This is a genomic window from Rahnella sp. R3(2024) (genome assembly GCF_042920125.1).
GTDB lineage: Bacteria > Pseudomonadota > Gammaproteobacteria > Enterobacterales > Enterobacteriaceae > Rahnella > Rahnella rivi.
Genome location: NZ_JBHGBU010000002.1, coordinates 276,475 through 294,678, shown reverse-complemented (window position 1 = coordinate 294,678; position 18,204 = coordinate 276,475). Strand labels below are relative to the sequence as shown.

Here is an 18,204-nt window from a genome sequence, read left to right as displayed (position 1 = left end):
ATATCCTCAATTGTTAACGTTTATTTTCAAGGGGGAAGGCAAGGGCTTAGCCCTGCTTGCCTTCCTCAGCATCCGATTTGCCCGGGAACAGTACGCTGACGATGATACCCACAGCCAGTACACCCAGAACAACAAACAGACTTGCGTTAGCAGAAATATTGTAACCGTGATGCCACAGGTGGTCGGTGGCGTTCAGACCCAGTTTCACACCGATGAAGAACAGCAGCACGATAACCGCTTTCTCAAGGTGTGCCAGGTACTGTTTCATGGCTTCCAGCACGAAGTACATGGTACGCAGGCCGAGGATCGCAAACATCATGGCGCTGTAAACAATCAGCGGTTCACGGCTCACTGCGATAACCGCAGGCACGGAGTCAAACGCGAACATTACGTCGGACAATTCCACCACGGCCAGACACAGCATCAGCGGCGTGGCATAAAGTGCAGCTTTACCTACACGGCCCACTTTGATGTCTTTGTTTTCAGGTTTCGCCAGTTCAGCGTCCACTTCTTTCTGGCTTAACAGGAAGGAATGTCCTTTCAGTTTCGGCCAAATCGGGAAGAAGCGTTTTACCATACGGTAAGCAATGTGCTGAGAATAGTCTTCGATCTCGTCATCATCACCGCCGCTTTTGAGCATCATGACGGCCGTCCACAACACCACCAGTGCAAAGACGATTTCGACCCAAGGCCCCAGCGTTAACAGGCTCGACCCGATGGCAACGAAGATGCCGCGGAAAACAATCGCCCCGATAACGCCCCAATAGAGGACGCGGTGACGCAGATTATCCGGTACGGCAAACCACGAGAAGATAGCCATCATGACAAACAGGTTATCAACTGACAGGACTTTCTCCAGCGCATAACCGGTAATAAACAGGCTCGCCACTTCAGAACCGTGATGAATGTAGAGGAAACCGGCAAAAGCCATCGCCACAACGATCCAGAAGACCGTCCAGAGCGAAGCACTTTTCAGCGAAATCGGCTTGTCATGACGATGCATGAACAGGTCGACAGCAATCGCCCCAATAGCCAGAACAACAAATACCGTGACGGTTTCAGCCGGGAAACCGATATGCGTGGATACCATAAATAGCCCTTAAGCCAGAGTGTTGAAATTAAAGACCGAATTCGGCCGGGGTGAAGCCCAGTGCCAGCGCAATTTCGCGTACGGCGGTTTGCTCGTCCTGATCGAAATCACCGTCGCTTTTTGCTACGGCAATACCGACGCGAACGGCCAGTTGTGCCGCTTCTGGTTGGCTTTTCAGCGCCAGAATGTATTTCATGGTTTCGCCTTTACCGATTTCGTAGTCGAAACTGAAGCTGGTCACCAGTTCATTAAAGAACGCAATGACTTCTTTCGTTTCAAACACTTTCAGTTCAGGAGAAGCCTGAAGGAAGCCGATCATCTTTTGCTTTTCTTCAGAGCTCACGCCATTGCTTGAGACGGCGATGCGTGCACAAACAGCAACGGTGCCCTGCATGAATTTTTTGTTTTTGAAACGGCCAACCTGTTTGGTCAGCTCGTCACGGCCGCTGTTAAAGGCGCCTTTCACTTTGTCGAAGAAACTCATTTTCTCTGCCCTCAGATAATTAAAATTATGTGGTGAATCACTGTCACTTAGAGCCAGCAGACCAGCGAAAGCCCCAGCCGAGCGCGTTATCCATATCTTTGTGACCGCTGAAGAACTGGTTCAGACGTTCCACCTTGATCGCACCGTTGTCATTGACCAGACGGGCGATCGCACACATGTTGTGGCGGTTCGACCCTTCGGTTAAGCGCGTTTCGATCGGCGGTTGTTCAGGAATGTGCATCGTGACCACCCCGTCCGTTTTATCCCAGCTTGCTGCGCCTTCATAGATGAACGCGTAGATCAGCACTTCGCGGATTTTCTTCCACTCGCGGCCATTAATGTGCAGCCACTCGCCGTCACGCACCTGACCGGTGCGGTCATCGCCTTGCAACTGAACATAGGGTTCTGCATTCAGACGACCAAAGGTATTCCCCAGTGCCTGAATCACGCCTTTAGTGCCGTCCTGCAATTCGACAAATGCCCCCAAATCCAGATCGATACCTTTGGATTTGTTAAACATACCGCCGAACATCCCGCCGCCGGAACCGGTGCTGCTTTGCTGATTCCAGTTAAGGTTAATTTTGATTTCGCCAAAGTTATCCCGCTTCGCCAGGCTGATCGTCGGTTTTTCTTTGGTCAGCGACACTTTGCTCAGGCTAATTTTAGCAGGTTCAGGGGTCGGTGCCGGTGCTGGGGCAGGCGTTGGAGCAGGTGCCGGAGCATCCGAAATATCTACCCCGAAGTGCTCTGCCAGCGGTTTCAGGCCGCCGTTAAAGCCCTGAGCAATGAAGCGGAATTTCCACTCCGCATTGCGGCGGTAAATTTCGCCCAAAATCAGCGCGGCTTCCTGACGGCCTGTAACATCAACGTCACCGGTCAGCAGGACATTGCCGTTTTGCTCCACCTGAATGGTCAGGCGCTTCAGGCCTGAAAGCGTCATATTGCCGTCGCAGGTGGCGGTAAAGGCCAGCTTCTGCACTTCAGGCCGCAGGCGGTTGATATCCACGGTAAAGGCGGTGTCCGTGCCTGCGCCGCTCAGCTTTACAGACGCATCGTCATTGACGGGTTGGCCGTAAAACACCATGTCAGGATCGCCCTGCACCTTGCCTGAAGCGTAGAGACGAAACGATGAGGCATCGACCGCGACGCCAGAGAGTACGCGTACCGTCAATACCTGTGAAGGAATGGAGGCGTTGCCCCCCGGCGTCATCGTCATTAGCGCACCACCGTTGCCACGATATCTGCGTGCATATCGTCAATTGTGCGGCCGGTGGAGGCTTTACCGTGTGCGGTGAAGTCCCATTCGCCGTTGTTACGGGACAATGAGGCAATAATGATACCGGTGTGAGAACCCTGCTCCGTCAGCTGATAACGGGCCAGTTCCTTACGGGACTGATCGACGACGCGGCAAAATGCGTTATCGACTTCATTAAATGTCTGACCACGGAAGCTGTTCACCGTGAAGGCCAGATACTCTACCTGAGAAGGCAGGCGGGTCAGGTCAACGGTGATCACTTCGTCGTCGCCATCGCCTTCACCGGTCAGGTTGTCACCCAAATGGACAACGGAACCACAGCTTGACTTCAGCTTGCGGAACCAGATGGTGTCGATGGTCTGGCCAGTGCGGTCTAACAGAACGCATCCCGCGTCTAAATCAATTGAATCGCTGCCGCCGCCTAAAAGACCACCCAGGAACCCTTTTTTCTTTTTCAAAGGATCCCAACCCAAACCGAATTGGAGTTGATTCAACGAAGACGTTTGTTTGCTGAGTGAAACAGTTTGGTTCTTGCTTAATGAAACCATTAGTTATTCCTTCAGAGATAGGTTAAATCATTATTTTTTCGAATCAGAAATCCATGTGCTGAAAAATCATATCATGACGAAGTAGTTGCACAAGCTACATTTTGACACTAATTTCCTTAACAAAAGTTAATTCTTTGATATTAAATATTTATTTTTTGATAATTTACGTTTTTTGACGAAAACAGACGTTGCCAAACGTATGATAAAAGACAAATTGATAACATCCAGATATGAATCATGTTATGATTGACATGGTTAAAATCCCTGCTTAGACTCTCAAATAATTCTTTTTCCCCTCTTCATTTCTGGAATATATACGCCGATGAGTCACGTAATTTGGTTAATGGAAGGTCTGTCGTCACAGCGCGACATTATTTTGGGCATCAAAGACTTTTTTAAATCTTCAAATCAAGATGTCACCGTCATTGCCTCCCATCGCCATCACAGAAATGAAATTCTTTCTCTGGCGGACATCGCGCTCATCGAACCGGCAGAAGATGAAGAACGCCTGGCCTTTATCACCGCAACCGTGGCGCAGTACGGTGTCAATGCCATCCACACTGGCCGTAATTGCCAGTGGTTTGAAACCCACCGGGCGGACATTGTTGCGTCGGGCGTCACGCTGACCACCGGCGCTGTCAGCAACGCCATGTTTGAACTGGCCGACGATAAAGTGGATTTCGCCCTCGCCATGCAACAACACGGACTGCCGGTTGTGCCGTCGATCCGCATTGAATCGGCAGAAGAATTACGCGGGCATCTGGCTGACAATACCAGCGCCGAATCCTGGTCCGGTGCGACCATGCTGTGCGTGAAACCCGTTGTCGGTATTTATGGCATGGGATTCTGGCGTTTTGATGACAATGTGGGCCATATGGCCGCTTTCACCCATCCTGACAGCCGCAAAGTGCGTCCGGATATGTATCTGCACGCCCTGGAACAGCAGGAAATCTTCGAGCCGCTGGTGTTAATGCCTTACCTGCCCGGCCCCGAATATTCGGTCGATATGCTGGTGGAGCGCGGTAAAGTCATCGCGGCCGTTGCGCGCCGCAAAGAAGGCGCGCTGCAATATCTAGAGCAATCGGGGGCAGCCTATGAACTGGGCAAGCGTTGCGCTGAAGTCATGCAGGCCGACGGTCTGGTGAATGTTCAGACCCGCAACAACGATCACGGCGAGCCAGTTTTGCTGGAAATTAATATGCGCCCCTCCGGCGGTATCGGTTATACCCGCCACAGCGGCGTCAATCTGCCCGGCCTGTTCGCCGCCCGCAAACTGGGTTTGCTCAACGAAACGCAGGCCATGAACGCGGCAACGGAGAGCTTCTCTCCTGCGGTTGTGCGTTCTATGACGGATGTCATCCCTTACACCACTTCGCTCGACAACCTGTCTTCAGGCCAAGGAAACGCATGAGTATGTCCCACGCCACTTCTGTTTATCGCCGTGAGCTTTCCGGCGGTACGCTGACCGTGACCCCGACCGGCGGCACACATTCGCTGGATGCATTATTTGATATCGCTGAACGCCGCAATCCGAAGCGCGCATTTTTGTTCGTCAGCAAAGTGCTCGGACGTCATATTCCGATTGCCCCTTCGGTTATGCGATCCGCTTACCGCCAGCTGGCCGTGCAAATCCCCACCGATTTGCCAGAGCCGGTGCTGTTTATCGGCATGGCCGAGACGGCCGTAGGGCTGGGCGCGGGGGTTTATGATGAGGCGTCAGGCCGCTATGCGAATTCAGTGTATCTGACATCAACACGTCATCCGGTTGAGGGCGATCTGCTGTGTGAATTCAAAGAAAATCACAGCCATGCCACAGACCACCTGATCTACCATCCGGCAGACCCGGTGTTGCGCGACCGCGTACGGGATGCCCGCAGTCTGGTGCTGATCGATGACGAAGCGACCACCGGCAACACCTTTATTAATCTGCTGGAAGCGCTGCGCGCGGATGCCGGGCTGTCACAACTCGAACGTGTGGTCACGGTCACACTGACAGACTGGAGCGGTAACGCGATTGAAGCCAATTGCCCGCTGCCGGTCACGCCCGTGTCGCTGGTTCAGGGCGACTGGCACTGGGAAATGAAACCCGATGCGCCAGTACCGGTAATGCCAGCGGTGAACGTAACCGCCACCGGCAGCGTCGCCATCACCGGCAAACAGAGCTGGGGGCGTCTGGGCATGGCGATCCCGGCGCGCGACCTGGGTAAGCACCTCACGGCAGCCGTGGGCGAAAAAGTGCTGGTGTTAGGTTCGGGGGAATTTGTCTGGGAACCTCTTCTGCTGGCGGAACGTCTGGAGAAAACCGGGGCAGACGTGAAATTCAGCTGCACCACCCGCTCACCGATTTCTACCGGTTACGCCATCAAATCCGCCATTGCATTCACCGACAACTACGGTCTGGGCATTCCGAATTTCGTTTACAACGTCGCGCATCAGCATTTTGATCGCATTCTGCTGTGTATTGAAACCCCTGCCGACAGCGTTGATCCTTCCCTGCTCGATGCCCTGAAAAACGTGGCGAATACTGTTGAGGTTGTTGTGTATGAATAAGCCGGTCATTCTTTCCGATCTGGACGATACTCTGTTTCAGACGCGCCGTAAGATGGTCGATGAACTGGACCTCGAGCCTTTCCGTCCGGGGGCCTTAGACCGCTCGATGTCTGCGCGCAGCTTTATGACCGAAGAACAATCTATGCTGGTGGACTGGCTGCTTGAAAACGCTGACTTTATTCCGGTCACCGCCCGCGGTACCGAAGAGATAAGCCGCGTGACCATTCCTTTCAACTCCTGGGCGATCGCCACTCACGGCGCGGTCATTCTGACGCCCCAGGGCGAACCGGACGCAGAGTGGAAAGCCCATATTCTCGACAGTCTGGCACCTTTTCGTGAGCGTTTGCTGAACATGCAGCAGGGCATCACGGCGCTGATGGCGGAGCGCAAGATCAACGGCTGGGCGCGTATTAATTATGAATACGGCGACACCCCGATCTATCTGGTGATGAAGCACACCGACAGCACCCGCCTCGACGAACTCTATACCCTCGGCGAAGAGATCGAAGCCCTGTTCCCTGCCGAAGGTTTTTATATTCATCGCAACAGCAACAACATTGCCTGGCTGCCGCTGCCGGTTGAAAAAGGCCTGGCCACGCAATACTTACTGAAGAAATTGCGGGCGGAGCGCGGCGTGTTCCCGGTCATCGGTCTGGGCGACAGCCTGAGCGATCACCGTTTTATGAAACTGTGTAACTGGTTTGGCATGCCACAGCAGAGTCAGTTTGCTGAACACATCAACCAGCACATTTTCGGAGAGAAATAACATGCAGCCTTTTATCCCTTTTTCAGGCTCATACCTGCCAGAGGACGTGCACTTTCTGTTAAAGCCGGTGGAAATGGAAATGACGCCGGTCGAGCAAAAAGAACAGCTGATCCAGTCCGGTGAAAAGCATTATTCCGAGATGCTGAGTCAGGAACCTGAACCGACCGCCTGGCATCTGGACTTATTTGCCCGTGCACTGGAACAAGGCGCAGAACGTCTGGCGAAAGAAGTGGTGATGCTGGCGAAGGCGCTGGCCGACCGCTTTGGCGAGACGCCGGTCATCCTCGTCAGCCTGGTGCGCGCCGGTGTGCCATTGGGCGTGATGCTGCATCAGGCGTTGCGGGAGATGGGTAAAACATCTCACCACTACGGCGTGAGTATCATCCGTGACCGTGGCATTGACGACACGGCAATGGACTGGATTGAAGCGCAACACGGCACCGAAGGCATCGTGTTTGTCGATGGCTGGACCGGAAAAGGCGCGATCACCGGTCAGCTGAGACGTTCGCTGGAAAATCGTGCGGGCTATCCACAGGATCCGCGTCTCGTGGTGCTGGCCGACCCGTGCGGCGTTTCCTGGCTGGCTGCCAGCGACGACGACTGGCTGATCCCGTTTGGCATCATGGGTGCGCCGGTTTCAGGTCTGATTTCACGTTCGATCTGGTCTGCAGAAGGTTTGCACGGCTGTGTGAAGTGCGATCACCTGAGCGAATTTGAGTGCAGCCGCCTGCTGGTGGATACCGTGGCCGGGTGTCGCCGCTCGCTGGATCTCACGGCCATTCCGGCCAGCACTTGGGTGCCGCAGGAGTATGTGCATCTGAAAATACGCAGCGAGCAGGTGATTTCTTCACTGGCCGCCGAATATGACATTTCCAGCATTAACCGGATTAAACCGGGCATTGCCGAGGCCACCCGCGCCGTTTTGCGTCGCGTGCCGGAACACGTTCTGGTGCGTTCGGTGAACGATCCGGACGTCGCCCTGCTGGTCTATCTCGCCCGCGAAAAAAACATCACCATCACTGAAGTCGGTGACCGCATCGGCCAATACCGTGCCGTCACCATTATTAAAAAGGTTCACTGATGACAAAGAGACTATCGCCATACCGGCTGGGCGCCACGCTATACATGCCCGCCACCCGCAACGACATCGCGGGCAGTATTCTGCACAACGAAATTGACGGGCTGCGCTCGATCGTCATCTGTCTTGAAGATGCGGTCAGCGACGCCGACGTGCCCGCCGCGCTGCAAAATCTGAAGCAGGTGCTGAACGCACTGAAAGCCGCCAAGGATGCGGGTTTGGGCGCTGACTGGCCGCTGGTGTTTATCCGCCCGCGTCATCCCGGAATGGGCAAGTTCCTGACCGCAACGGAAGATCTCACGCCGGTTGACGGGCTGGTGTTGCCGAAGTTCACGCTGGAGTCTCTGCCGGTATGGTGGGACATCATGAAAGATACTCACCTGTGCATGATGCCAACGCTGGAAACGGAAGAAGTTTTTGACGTCACTGAAATGCGCAAACTCGCCGTCGAACTGCTCGCCCATCCGTGTCACTCACGCATCATCGCCCTGCGTATTGGTGGCAATGACCTGATGAACGTGATTTCGCTGCGCCGTCCCCGCAACCTGACGCTGTACGACAGCCCGATGGGTTACGTGATCAAGATGCTGGTTGCCGTGTTCGGCTCACGGGATTTCGCCCTGACATCGCCGGTTTGCGAACATATTGACGATCACGACGTGATGGAAAAAGAACTGGCGCTGGACATGGCGCACGGTCTGGTGGGAAAAACGGCCATTCATCCGAATCAGATCGCCAAAATTGAGCGTGCGCTGATGGTGACATCCGCCGATCACGCCGATGCTTTGCGGATTCTCAACTCCAGTCAGGCCGTGTTTAAATCCCAGGGCGCAATGTGTGAACCCGCGACTCACCGTCGCTGGGCCGCACGCGTGCTTGAACAGGCACAGATTTACGGCATTGCGCAGGAAGAGACACAGGACGGCGTCAGATTTTTCACGGCCAATCAGCTGAACTAACACCATTGCGACAGATTGATTTAGCTGATGTTGAGGAAAGACCTGATAGGATTTTTGGCCCTGCAGGCGCCAAGGAAAGGAAGAACCACGGGAAGGAGATACAGGATGTGTACTGACATTTTCTATGCACCATCGCCCATAACACGACGACAGGCAACGACTAACCATGCAACTCAGCACACGACAAGCACGTATTTTCCGACTGGCGCAATTGCTCGGTACCGGGCAACCGGTGTCGGCGACAAAAGTCATCACCCGGCTTGCCTGTTCAGAACCGACATTGACGCGGGCGTTAAAGGAATTACGCGAAACCTATTCTGCTGAGATCAAATACAGCAAAGCCACGCACTCTTATCAGATGACCGACGCGGGCTCGCTGGATAAAAAGACCCTGCGTCAGATGGCTCAGGCCTTACATTCCAGTGGCGATCTCAAAACCGAAGAGCAGGTCAGCCACGTCTCGCTGGATAAAGAAAAGAAAAAGACAGTGTCGCTGTCATTGCGCATGTCGGTGGTGAGAAAAATCGACCGCCTGGCGATGCTGGTGGAGACGTCGCGCAGTGATGCCGTAGAAATGCTGGTTGACCGCTGTATTGCTGACGTGATGACCGCACTGCGCCAGCCGGAAAAATCACTGCAAAAATAACCTCATGACTTTCTCTGTCGTTCCGGCATTCAGACCGGAACGACAGTACACGCGCACCTTACAACATCACTTTCGCCGCCATTTCCCGGCTGTAATCCCGGCTGGCATCCACCAGCACGCGAGTGTAATCATCACGAATATCCCCGCGCAGCAGTGCATCGGTTTCCAGCGTCTCGAGGATCCTGCCGAATTTCATCACCGCGACACGCTGGCACAGATGGGCAATAACGCCCAAATCGTGCGTCACCATCAGATACGTCAGCCCTTCCTCTTTTTGAAGATCGAACAGCAAATTGAGAATTTCTGCCTGCACTGACACATCCAGCGCAGACGTCGGTTCGTCGAGCAACAACACGCGCGGTTTGAGGATCAGCGCACGCGCAATGGCCACGCGCTGACGCTGGCCGCCGGAAAGCTGATGCGGATAGCGGCTGCGAAACGCCCGGTTCAGGCCGACTTTCTCCAGAATGGAATTGATCCGCTGATCCCGCTGGTCAATACGGTGGATTTGCAACGGCTCCTCCAGAATATCGCCGATGGTGTGGCGCGGATGCAGCGAACCGTAGGGATCCTGAAACACCATCTGCACCAGCCGGCAGCGGTCACGGCCAATCCGGTGTTCGAGCTGCTGGCCGTCGATTTCCAGTTCACCCTTCCAGTGGGTAAACAGCCCTGCCAGACATTTCAGCACCGTGGTTTTACCCGATCCGGATTCCCCCACCAGCCCGAAAATCTCGCCTTCGCGCACGGCAATATTCACCTCTGTCAGCACCTGCGTGGTTTTCGCCCCTTCGCCAAACGTCAGGTTCAGGTTACGCACGTCAATCATGGTTTTCGCTGTCATGTTGGCTCCTTAGTCGGTCAGCCAGCTGGCCTGACGTTGCATCACCGGCAGCGGATAACGGCGGTTATCCATGTCCGGCAACGCATTCAGCAGGCCGCGCGTGTAGGGATGCTGCGCGTTATCCAGATCGGTGGCAGCAATAGATTCGACCACGCGTCCGGCATACATCACCAGCACCCGGTCGCAGAAGCTGCGCACCAGATTGATGTCGTGACTGATAAATATCAGCCCCAGACCGCGCGTTTTCACCAGATCGTCGAGCAGCGCCAGCACCTGTAAACGCACGGACACATCCAGTGCTGAGGTGGGTTCATCGGCTATCACCATTTCCGGATCGGTGATCAGCATCATGGCGATCATGATGCGCTGCCCCTGCCCGCCGGAAATCTCGTGCGGATAGAGGCCGTACACCCGTTCGGGTTCGCGGATGCGCACCACATCGAGCATGTTCAGCACTTTGCTTTTGGCCTCCTGATAGGAACATGTGTGGTGCGAACGCCATGCTTCGGCAATCTGGTCGCCGACGCACAGCACCGGGTTCAGCGAGTATTTCGGATCCTGCATAATCATCGAAATGCGTTTTCCACGCACCTGACGCATTTGCTTCGGCGTGGCGTTAAGCAAATCAACATCACCAAACTGCATCCGCTCGGCGGTGATCCGCGCTTTCGCGGGGTGCAGTTGCAGCAAGGCGCGCCCGACGGTGGATTTCCCGGAGCCCGACTCACCGACGATAGCCAGTTTTTCCCGCCCGAGCTGGAAAGAAACGCCGCGCACCGCCTGAGTCACCTGACGACCATTCACAAAGCTGACGTGCAGATCGCGCACGTCGAGTAACGCCGGAGCGTCAGTCATTCCGGGGATCAAGGATGTCACGTAGGCCATCTCCTAAAAAGTTGAACGCCAGGCTGTTAATCAGGATCGCAAGACCGGGGATGGTCGCCACCCACCAGCACTCCATCATGTACGTACGGCCGCTGGAAATCATCGCGCCCCACTCCGGGTCCGGCGGCTGCGCGCCGAGGCCGAGAAAACCCAGTCCGGCAGCGGTCAGGATAATCCCGGCCATGTTCATGGTGATTCGGATGATCACCGACGGCAGGCACAGCGGCACGATGTGACGCCACAGCACCCGCACCGGACTTGCCCCTTGCAGGCGCACGGCTGAAATGAAATCGGCCTGGCGTAATGAGAGCGTTTCGGCACGGGCCAGACGCGCAATCGGCGGCCAGGCAGTGAGTGTAATGGCGATCACCACATGCTCCAGCCCCGGCCCGAGCGCGGCAACAAATGCCAGCGCCAGCACCAGACTCGGGAAGGAGATGAAAATATCGGTGACGCGCATCAGCACCATGTCGGTTTTACCGCCGAAATAACCGGCAGTGACACCGAGCAGCAACCCGAGCGGGCCCACGGTCACCGACACCAGCAGAACGATGTACAGCGTGATGCGCGAGCCATACACCAGACGGCTGAAAATATCGCGGCCAAACTCGTCGGTGCCGAACCAGTGCGCCGCCGACGGCGGGCTGAGCGCGTTATTTAAATCCTGCACCAGCGGGTGGAACGGAGCGATCCACGGGGCGAAAATCGCCACAATCATCAGCACCAGCACAATCGCGCCACCAATGGCCGTCAGCGGATTGCACGCCATCTGCCACAGAAAATGGCCTACCCGGCCAAACGCCCTTTTCACGCGCTGACGTTTTTCATCGCCCGCGCTGAGCGTTACAGAATCGAGGGAAAGGGTCATACTTTTGTCCTCGGGTCAAAGACCTGATACAGCAGGTCAGACAGCAGATTCAGCACCACAAAAATCATGCCAACCACCAGCACGCAGCCCATCACCGCGTTCATGTCGCCCAGCATCAGGCTGCTGGTGAGATACGAACCGAAGCCCGGCCAGGAAAATACCGTTTCGATCAACACCGCGCCTTCCAGCAGTGAGCCGTACGCCAGCGCCACCACGGTCAGAAGCTGAACCAGAATGTTGCGGAACGCGTGATTCCACAGCACATCCCATTCGCTCAGCCCCTTGACCCTGGCGGTGATGATGAATTCCTGTGAAAGCTGCGCCAGCATAAAGCTGCGGGTCATGCGGCTGATGTAGGCCAGCGAGTGGAAACCGAGCAGCGAGGCAGGCAGGATCAGGTGATTAAGCGCGTTGCGAAACACCTCCCAGTTTCCGGCAATCACTGAGTCGATCAGCATAAAACCGCTGTGACGCGTCACCTGACCGTCGAGACTGAAATCCAGACGCCCTGCGCCGCCCACCCAACCGAGCCAGGCATAGAACACCAGCAATCCCATCATCCCTACCCAGAAGATCGGGGTGGAATAACCGGCCAGACTGATGATACGCACCACGTAATCCGCCACGCTGTTGCGTTTCGCCGCTGCCAGCACGCCTAACGGAATGCCGACGCCTGCGCCGAGGATGATCGCCAGCGTCGCCAGCTCCATGGTGGCAGGGAACACCCGCAGAATGTCCTGCGTCACCGGTTTACCGGTCAGCAGCGCGTTACCAAAATCACCGTGCGCCAGCCCGGAAAGGTAGATGCCGAACTGTGTCCACAGCGGTTTATCAAAGCCGAGCTGATGGTAAACCTGCTGATAGGTGCTGTGGTCGGCATCCGGGCCGACAATCGCCAGCACCGGATCCACCGGCATGACGCGGCCAATAAAAAACGTCAGCAGCAGCAGGCCAAACAGCGTCACCGCTACCTGCACCAGACGTTTGCCAATTCGCCCGGCGGGGAACGACATCCGTGCAGTTTGCTTAGTAGCAGGAGCCGGAATTTGCATGGTCATAACCCTTTACCTCCGGTTGGCTGAGCGTCGGCGTTATCGTCTTTATAGACGTCACGCAGGAACGTGGTGGCAGAAGGATGCGGCAGATAGTTTTTGACGTCCTTGCGCACCACGATGGAATCGACCATTTGTGAGAGCGGCACCAGCGCCGGGATCAGCGCGTCGTAGCGTTCCTGAATGGCGAAGTAATCCTGTTTCTGCTTTTCCGGATCCCGCTCAAGCAGCGCATGATCGATATCCGTGTTGAGCTGTTTGTCATAAAAACCGGTGCGCCAGCCCTGAAAATTGGTCAGCCGCGCCGCATCGTTGTTGTCCGGGTTATACACCAGTGCGCGCAGGCTGGAGTGCGGGTGCGGTTCCACGCCGCTGCCGCCGCGCCCGACCAGCATGTCGAACTTGCGTTCACGCATCGCACCGTAAATCTGGTTGCCGGTACCGGTGACGATTTTGGCGCGAATGCCCGCCTGCATCAGCGTGGACTGCACCGCAATCGCGATATTAAGGAACGGCTGATCGGCCAGCACCCGCAGCGTGGTATCAAAACCGTCAGGATAACCGGCCTCTGCCAGCAGGGTTTTGGCGCGCGGAATGTCCAGCGTATAGCCGGGATCCGGCAGCGTGGCAGGCATACCGACCTGAATCGGACGCTGATGCACAATGCCATAACCGTTCATCAGCGCCTTGCCGATACCCTGATAATCAATCAGATAGCGCACCGCTTCGCGCACTTTCGGGTTGGCGAAATGCGGCTCTTTCATGCTCATCGCCACGTAATAAATGGTGCCTTTTTTCACCGTATCGACGTTCATTGCCGGATCGTGGCTCAGGGCCGTCACATCGGACACCGCCATATTATTGGCAATATCCAGATCGCCTTTTTCAATCATCAGACGCAGGGTCTGGGATTCCTGAAAGTGACGGAACACCACGCGCGACAATTTAGGTTCACCGCGCCAGTACTGCGGATTACGGCTCATGTTCAGCACGTCTTTCGCCTGCCAGCTGTCGAGGCGGAACGGCCCTGAACCGGCTTCGTTGGTGGTCAGCCAGCGGTTACCCCAGTCGCCATTCACTTCATGCGCCTGCACGGTTTTGCGGTCTAACGCCACCACGCTGCCGAGCGCGGCCAGTGAGTAAATCACCAGTTTCGGATCGTTAGGTTTTGGCAGTTGAATTTCGACAATACCCGGTGACGGCGTGCGCACCATCTCATCGACATTCTTTTTGGTGAAACCGTAAGATTTCCACACCGATGCCTGCGCCAGATTCAGATGCAGGATCCGGCGCATCGACCACACCACATCGTCTGCGGTGACCGGATTGCCCGAGTGGAATGTCACGCCTTCGCGCAGATGGAATGTGATCAGATTACGGACGTCGTTGACCTCCCATGAGGTCGCCAGCGCCGGGCGGACATTCGTCAGTTCTTGCGGATCGAGCTCAATGAGGGGGTCATAGAGATTCACCACAATGCCGACGATATCGTTGCCGGTCATCGCGGCCGGATCGAGCGTCAGCAGGTTGTTCATGTTCATACCGATAAGCAGCTGGTCGGGCGGCGTTTTCGCCTGCACCGCCCCGCCACTCACCGTAAGCAGGAGCGCGAGGATCCACGCCCCGAAGGGTGTGCCTGTGTTCATGATGTACCTTCCGGGTAGAGTCAGAGGTTTATTATTTTTTCTGCCCGCAGGTCAGTCTCGGCTGACGGTATGGGTTTCTATGTAATCAAAATTGATGTCCTCTCCGAGGCCAGGGCGGTCAGAAAGATGAACAAAACCCTGTTCATCCATCGGGTCAACGATGCTGTTGAGGTACGCAGCAGGTTCGTCATATTCAAGGAACGGGTGCAGCAGGCCGCGTTCATACCAGCGGCAGTTGCGGATAGCGCCGACCACGGCCAGGCTGGCCGCGCCGTTGCCGTGCACTTCGCAGTCCATACCGAAGGCTTCGGCCAGGCTGGCGACTTTCATGCACGGCGAGATGCCGCCCACGCCGTTGGCTCCGGCGCGTAAAATGTCGCAGGCGCCGGCTTTCACCCAGTCCGCACGGCTGTGATGTTTGCCGCCGAGACTTTCCGGCCCGATCACATCAATGGAAAGGTTTTCCGCCAGCCACGCGTAAGACGCCATGCTTTCTTCTTCCATCGGTTCTTCGAACCACGCGAAGTTGAGTTTTTCCAGCGCCTTGCCGATGGTCAGCGCCTGACTGCGGCTGTACCAGTGATAACCGTCGAGCATCAGCTCGATATCCGGCCCGACCGCTTCACGCACGGCGGCGCAGGCTTTGATGTCCATTTTCGGGTCTGGCGCAAACGCCACCGGCGGCATCCAGGTGTGCAGCTTGATGGCCTGATAACCGCGCGCCACCAGTTTTTCGGCAAACTGGCCGAATTCATCCGGCGTCGATAACCCGCCCTTCAGCTCATCGCCGCACATGGTGCTGCCGTACGCCGGCACTTTCTCGCGAAAGCCGCCCAGCAGTTTGTGCACCGGCATCTTCAGTTTGCGGCCAATCAGGTCCCACAGCGCCTGCTCGACAAACGACAGCGCCCGTTCGGTCAGCTGATGCGCACTGCCGCGCTGCCAGTGCACCAGATCCTGCCACAGGCGTTCGCGGTCAAACGGGTTCTGACCGATCAGCACTTTTCTGAAAAAGGCGTTCACGACGTGCGGACGCACCACTTCCGGCGGCGCGAAGGAATACCCGCAATCGCCTTCATCGGTGGTGATGGTTAACATCGCCATTTTTGCCAGACTTTCTTCACCCGGATGCGAATGACCCGCGCTGTCGGAAACACGGCGAGTCGGATAAGTAAAAACAGAAACTTCAACAGAACGTATTTTCACAGCGATACCTGCCATTACTGAGAGAGTTAACACCCGTCAGGGCGCTCCAAATTGCGCGTTCCATCGGCTTTGTGAGCGCACTCACACTTCGTTAAAACCGCAATCCAACATTAATAAAATAGCGTTTCATAATTGAAGTTAGCCACTTTTTTTGCACATTTCCACGGCTAAAAGCCGAAAATTTTGCCGTATGTTTGTGCATCCGCACGGGGGAATGTGAGCATTTTCACGAAAGCAGGAAGAAGTGTGATCTGTACTGGAAGTAGGCGGAAAGAATGTAGGGATAAAAAGCCCTGACACAATGTGCCAGGGCAATTTGAGGAAGGAATAAAGCGCCTGATTAACCGGAAATCGTCGGCGTATAGGTGCGCTGATCCCAGGAGATTTGGAAGGTACCGGTATTACCGAAATTATCCCAGACCGTGACTTTTACCGGATTGATTTTGGGTGTCCATGCCGGCAAGTGGTGACAATAATTGTCGATACTGTGAGACGCTTCCAATGCATGAAGCGTGACCACGCCTTCGACGCTGGCCGGTGAAACGATCCAGGATCTTTTCCCGCAGTTTTCGTTTATATCCAGCATGTAGTGGTATGCATACGGCTCATAATTTGTCTCATCCTGACAATCATGCCCTGAAGTAAACAGAAAACCGAATTTCTTCATGTCAGGCGGAACTTCCACACCCCAGGCAACAATATGCCCGCCGTGCTCTGGCGTATAATCAAGAAGTGACTGTACATAAGTATCGGCTGAATGTGCTGAGCTATAACCGTACATCCCGATTTTCTCTTTTGTGTTGTATGGCGCACAATGAGTTCGGTTAAGAACAGCGGTTTTTTCATTCAGGAGTTTAACCTCAGAATTTCCGACATCAGGCTTAATTAAAACCTGTTTACTCCTGACAACCGCATTACTTTGCGAATGACTTGACCCACCCCAGTTATTGGCATGATACGTAATATGCACGGTATCACAGAGCGTACTCCAGCCTTTCTCGACAATCGTCAGTTTTGAAACATCTGAATAATCAATTTTTGCTAAAAATGTCAATGTCACTTTAGACGAAGCATAAGATGACCATTGCCCTGTCGAGGTCAGTGCAGTGGTAATACAGGCAACATCCGGAATATTCAGGCGTACAGAAATATCTTTTCCTGCGCTGGCAGTATGGCTGTAAATATAAACCGGTATATCACAAATACCGTTATCCGCTGACGCAATGACTCGGGGTCCGGAAGCATAATTAACCGGATTATTCCATTCATTGGCGGTAAAGGTATAGCACGCACCTTTTGTCCCATTAAAAACCAGCACATCATCATTATTGTGCGTATTAATCAGTTCGAGGCGTGGAGTTGAATACTGTTTCTTATACTCAGTAATAAAATCACTGACCATCAGATTAAGGTAATGCCCCTGGGCATCCACCGCAGAGACTGAAATTTTCGCCGGAGCCTGGTTACGGCCGTTAGCATACAGCGTAGATTTTGAATTGGTGCTTTCCGCATAGGAAATTGCGAGGCTCGAGATACTCTCGCAGACATCCCATACGCTGGTTATCCCTCTGACAGAGATATAACACTCGGGATAAGCACCAGTGGCTTTACCTTTCGCCGTGCCCGAACGTCCGTGCCCCGGGATATCCAGATGGACGGCAATATTCACCAGGTCAAAGGCGGTGCCGTTAGGCGCAATATAGAGATCGCATTCTGCATCTCCGGTTTCTTTACCTACCCCGTAAATATCATAGGTATTTTGATTCGATAATTTCTCTGTTAATACTGGCTGGTAATCAGAGCCATCGCTTTTCTGGTAAAGCTTCCACGAACCATTATTCTGATAGAAACTACTGTCTGATTCATACACACACAGACAGGCAACGCTTTTTAAATCAGCGACGGTGAGGGATAAGATTTTCCCGTTTTTATCAACAGCACGAGCTCTGACTTTAACCGTCAGTTGTGTCTTATTTTTCAGATTATAATTGATGAGCCCGTTTTGTTCATCGTTATATTTTAAGAAAAGCTCCAGCTTTTCGAAGTGATCAAAGTTGGCCCACACACTGCTGGCCAAATCATAGCCATCCAATACGCGGTTGCTATTATCCAAAACGTCGTTGCCAAATTCATTATTGCTCTCTGTGTCAGACATAATCATTATCCTTATTAATTAAATGACGCACCACCGATAGGAGTGGCGACGGGAAAAACAATAGCGAAAAAGCCGAACTGAACAACTCATTGCGTATCAAAGCCATTCTTTCTGATATTTTTTTATATCACTTCACGCTTCACAATCATTGTCGAAACGGATTAAAAACAAA

17 protein-coding genes are annotated in these 18,204 nt (G+C 54.3%); 6 read left to right on the top strand and 11 right to left on the bottom strand.

Annotated elements, in window-relative coordinates; translation table 11 throughout:
* Window positions 1-46: 46 nt before the first annotated feature.
* From ABSH60_RS21755 to ABSH60_RS21740, 4 genes are read right to left on the bottom strand one after another with little or no spacing between them, the layout of a single operon-like run.
* Window positions 47-1,090: a TerC/Alx family metal homeostasis membrane protein gene (locus ABSH60_RS21755; RefSeq protein WP_056779884.1), complete on the bottom strand. Its 1,044-nt coding sequence runs from the start codon at window positions 1,088-1,090 to the stop codon at window positions 47-49.
* 28 nt (window positions 1,091-1,118) lie between these two features.
* Window positions 1,119-1,574 (bottom strand): tellurite resistance TerB family protein, encoded by a 456-nt coding sequence (locus ABSH60_RS21750; RefSeq protein ID WP_056779881.1) that lies wholly within the window; start codon window positions 1,572-1,574, stop codon window positions 1,119-1,121.
* 43 nt (window positions 1,575-1,617) lie between these two features.
* Complete coding sequence (locus tag ABSH60_RS21745; protein WP_136375038.1) at window positions 1,618-2,790, bottom strand: TerD family protein; 1,173 nt, start codon at window positions 2,788-2,790, stop codon at window positions 1,618-1,620.
* The gene (locus ABSH60_RS21740) at window positions 2,790-3,377 is read right to left on the bottom strand and encodes a TerD family protein (protein WP_056779874.1); all 588 of its coding nucleotides are present in this window, start codon (window positions 3,375-3,377) and stop codon (window positions 2,790-2,792) included. Before ABSH60_RS21740 ends, ABSH60_RS21745 begins: the two co-directional genes overlap by 1 nt.
* Before the next feature lie 322 nt (window positions 3,378-3,699).
* Here ABSH60_RS21740 and ABSH60_RS21735 point away from each other — a divergent pair, with 322 nt between their 5' ends.
* The 6 genes from ABSH60_RS21735 to ABSH60_RS21710 all read left to right on the top strand — a co-directional run bounded on the left by ABSH60_RS21735 (window position 3,700) and on the right by ABSH60_RS21710 (window position 9,376).
* Window positions 3,700-4,788, top strand: a complete 1,089-nt coding sequence (locus ABSH60_RS21735) for an ATP-grasp domain-containing protein (RefSeq protein ID WP_056779871.1) — start codon at window positions 3,700-3,702, stop codon at window positions 4,786-4,788.
* Entirely contained in the window at window positions 4,785-5,927 is a 1,143-nt protein-coding gene (locus ABSH60_RS21730) for a phosphoribosyltransferase domain-containing protein (RefSeq protein WP_390976124.1), read from the top strand. Before ABSH60_RS21735 ends, ABSH60_RS21730 begins: the two co-directional genes overlap by 4 nt.
* A complete protein-coding gene (locus tag ABSH60_RS21725; protein ID WP_136375039.1) occupies window positions 5,920-6,693 on the top strand; it encodes a hypothetical protein in 774 nt (257 codons plus the stop codon). Before ABSH60_RS21730 ends, ABSH60_RS21725 begins: the two co-directional genes overlap by 8 nt.
* A 1-nt stretch (window position 6,694) precedes the next feature.
* Window positions 6,695-7,774: a cysteine protease StiP domain-containing protein gene (locus tag ABSH60_RS21720; protein ID WP_390976121.1), complete on the top strand. Its 1,080-nt coding sequence runs from the start codon at window positions 6,695-6,697 to the stop codon at window positions 7,772-7,774.
* Complete coding sequence (locus ABSH60_RS21715; protein ID WP_390976120.1) at window positions 7,774-8,730, top strand: HpcH/HpaI aldolase/citrate lyase family protein; 957 nt, start codon at window positions 7,774-7,776, stop codon at window positions 8,728-8,730. The genes ABSH60_RS21720 and ABSH60_RS21715 overlap by 1 nt, the downstream gene beginning before the upstream one ends.
* Window positions 8,731-8,896: 166 nt before the next feature.
* Window positions 8,897-9,376, top strand: coding sequence for a hypothetical protein (locus ABSH60_RS21710; RefSeq protein ID WP_056779855.1), 480 nt, complete (start codon window positions 8,897-8,899; stop codon window positions 9,374-9,376).
* A gap of 58 nt (window positions 9,377-9,434) precedes the next feature.
* On the opposite strand, the gene ABSH60_RS21705 is transcribed toward ABSH60_RS21710, so the two are convergent.
* The 7 genes from ABSH60_RS21705 to ABSH60_RS21675 all read right to left on the bottom strand — a co-directional run bounded on the left by ABSH60_RS21705 (window position 9,435) and on the right by ABSH60_RS21675 (window position 18,032).
* The gene (locus ABSH60_RS21705) at window positions 9,435-10,205 is read right to left on the bottom strand and encodes an ABC transporter ATP-binding protein (protein ID WP_136377276.1); all 771 of its coding nucleotides are present in this window, start codon (window positions 10,203-10,205) and stop codon (window positions 9,435-9,437) included.
* 24 nt (window positions 10,206-10,229) lie between these two features.
* A complete protein-coding gene (locus ABSH60_RS21700; RefSeq protein WP_122096951.1) occupies window positions 10,230-11,096 on the bottom strand; it encodes an ABC transporter ATP-binding protein in 867 nt (288 codons plus the stop codon).
* Window positions 11,068-11,973 carry an ABC transporter permease gene (locus ABSH60_RS21695; protein WP_056779852.1) on the bottom strand — a complete coding sequence of 302 codons (906 nt, stop codon included), beginning with the start codon at window positions 11,971-11,973 and terminating at the stop codon, window positions 11,068-11,070. The genes ABSH60_RS21700 and ABSH60_RS21695 overlap by 29 nt, the downstream gene beginning before the upstream one ends.
* Complete coding sequence (locus ABSH60_RS21690; protein ID WP_122096808.1) at window positions 11,970-12,986, bottom strand: ABC transporter permease; 1,017 nt, start codon at window positions 12,984-12,986, stop codon at window positions 11,970-11,972. Before ABSH60_RS21690 ends, ABSH60_RS21695 begins: the two co-directional genes overlap by 4 nt.
* Before the next feature lie 41 nt (window positions 12,987-13,027).
* Window positions 13,028-14,671, bottom strand: a complete 1,644-nt coding sequence (locus ABSH60_RS21685; protein ID WP_390976116.1) for an ABC transporter substrate-binding protein — start codon at window positions 14,669-14,671, stop codon at window positions 13,028-13,030.
* A 51-nt stretch (window positions 14,672-14,722) separates the two neighbouring features.
* Window positions 14,723-15,877, bottom strand: coding sequence for a mandelate racemase family protein (locus ABSH60_RS21680; protein ID WP_056780159.1), 1,155 nt, complete (start codon window positions 15,875-15,877; stop codon window positions 14,723-14,725).
* A gap of 340 nt (window positions 15,878-16,217) precedes the next feature.
* Complete coding sequence (locus ABSH60_RS21675; RefSeq protein WP_390976114.1) at window positions 16,218-18,032, bottom strand: hypothetical protein; 1,815 nt, start codon at window positions 18,030-18,032, stop codon at window positions 16,218-16,220.
* Window positions 18,033-18,204: the final 172 nt, after the last annotated feature.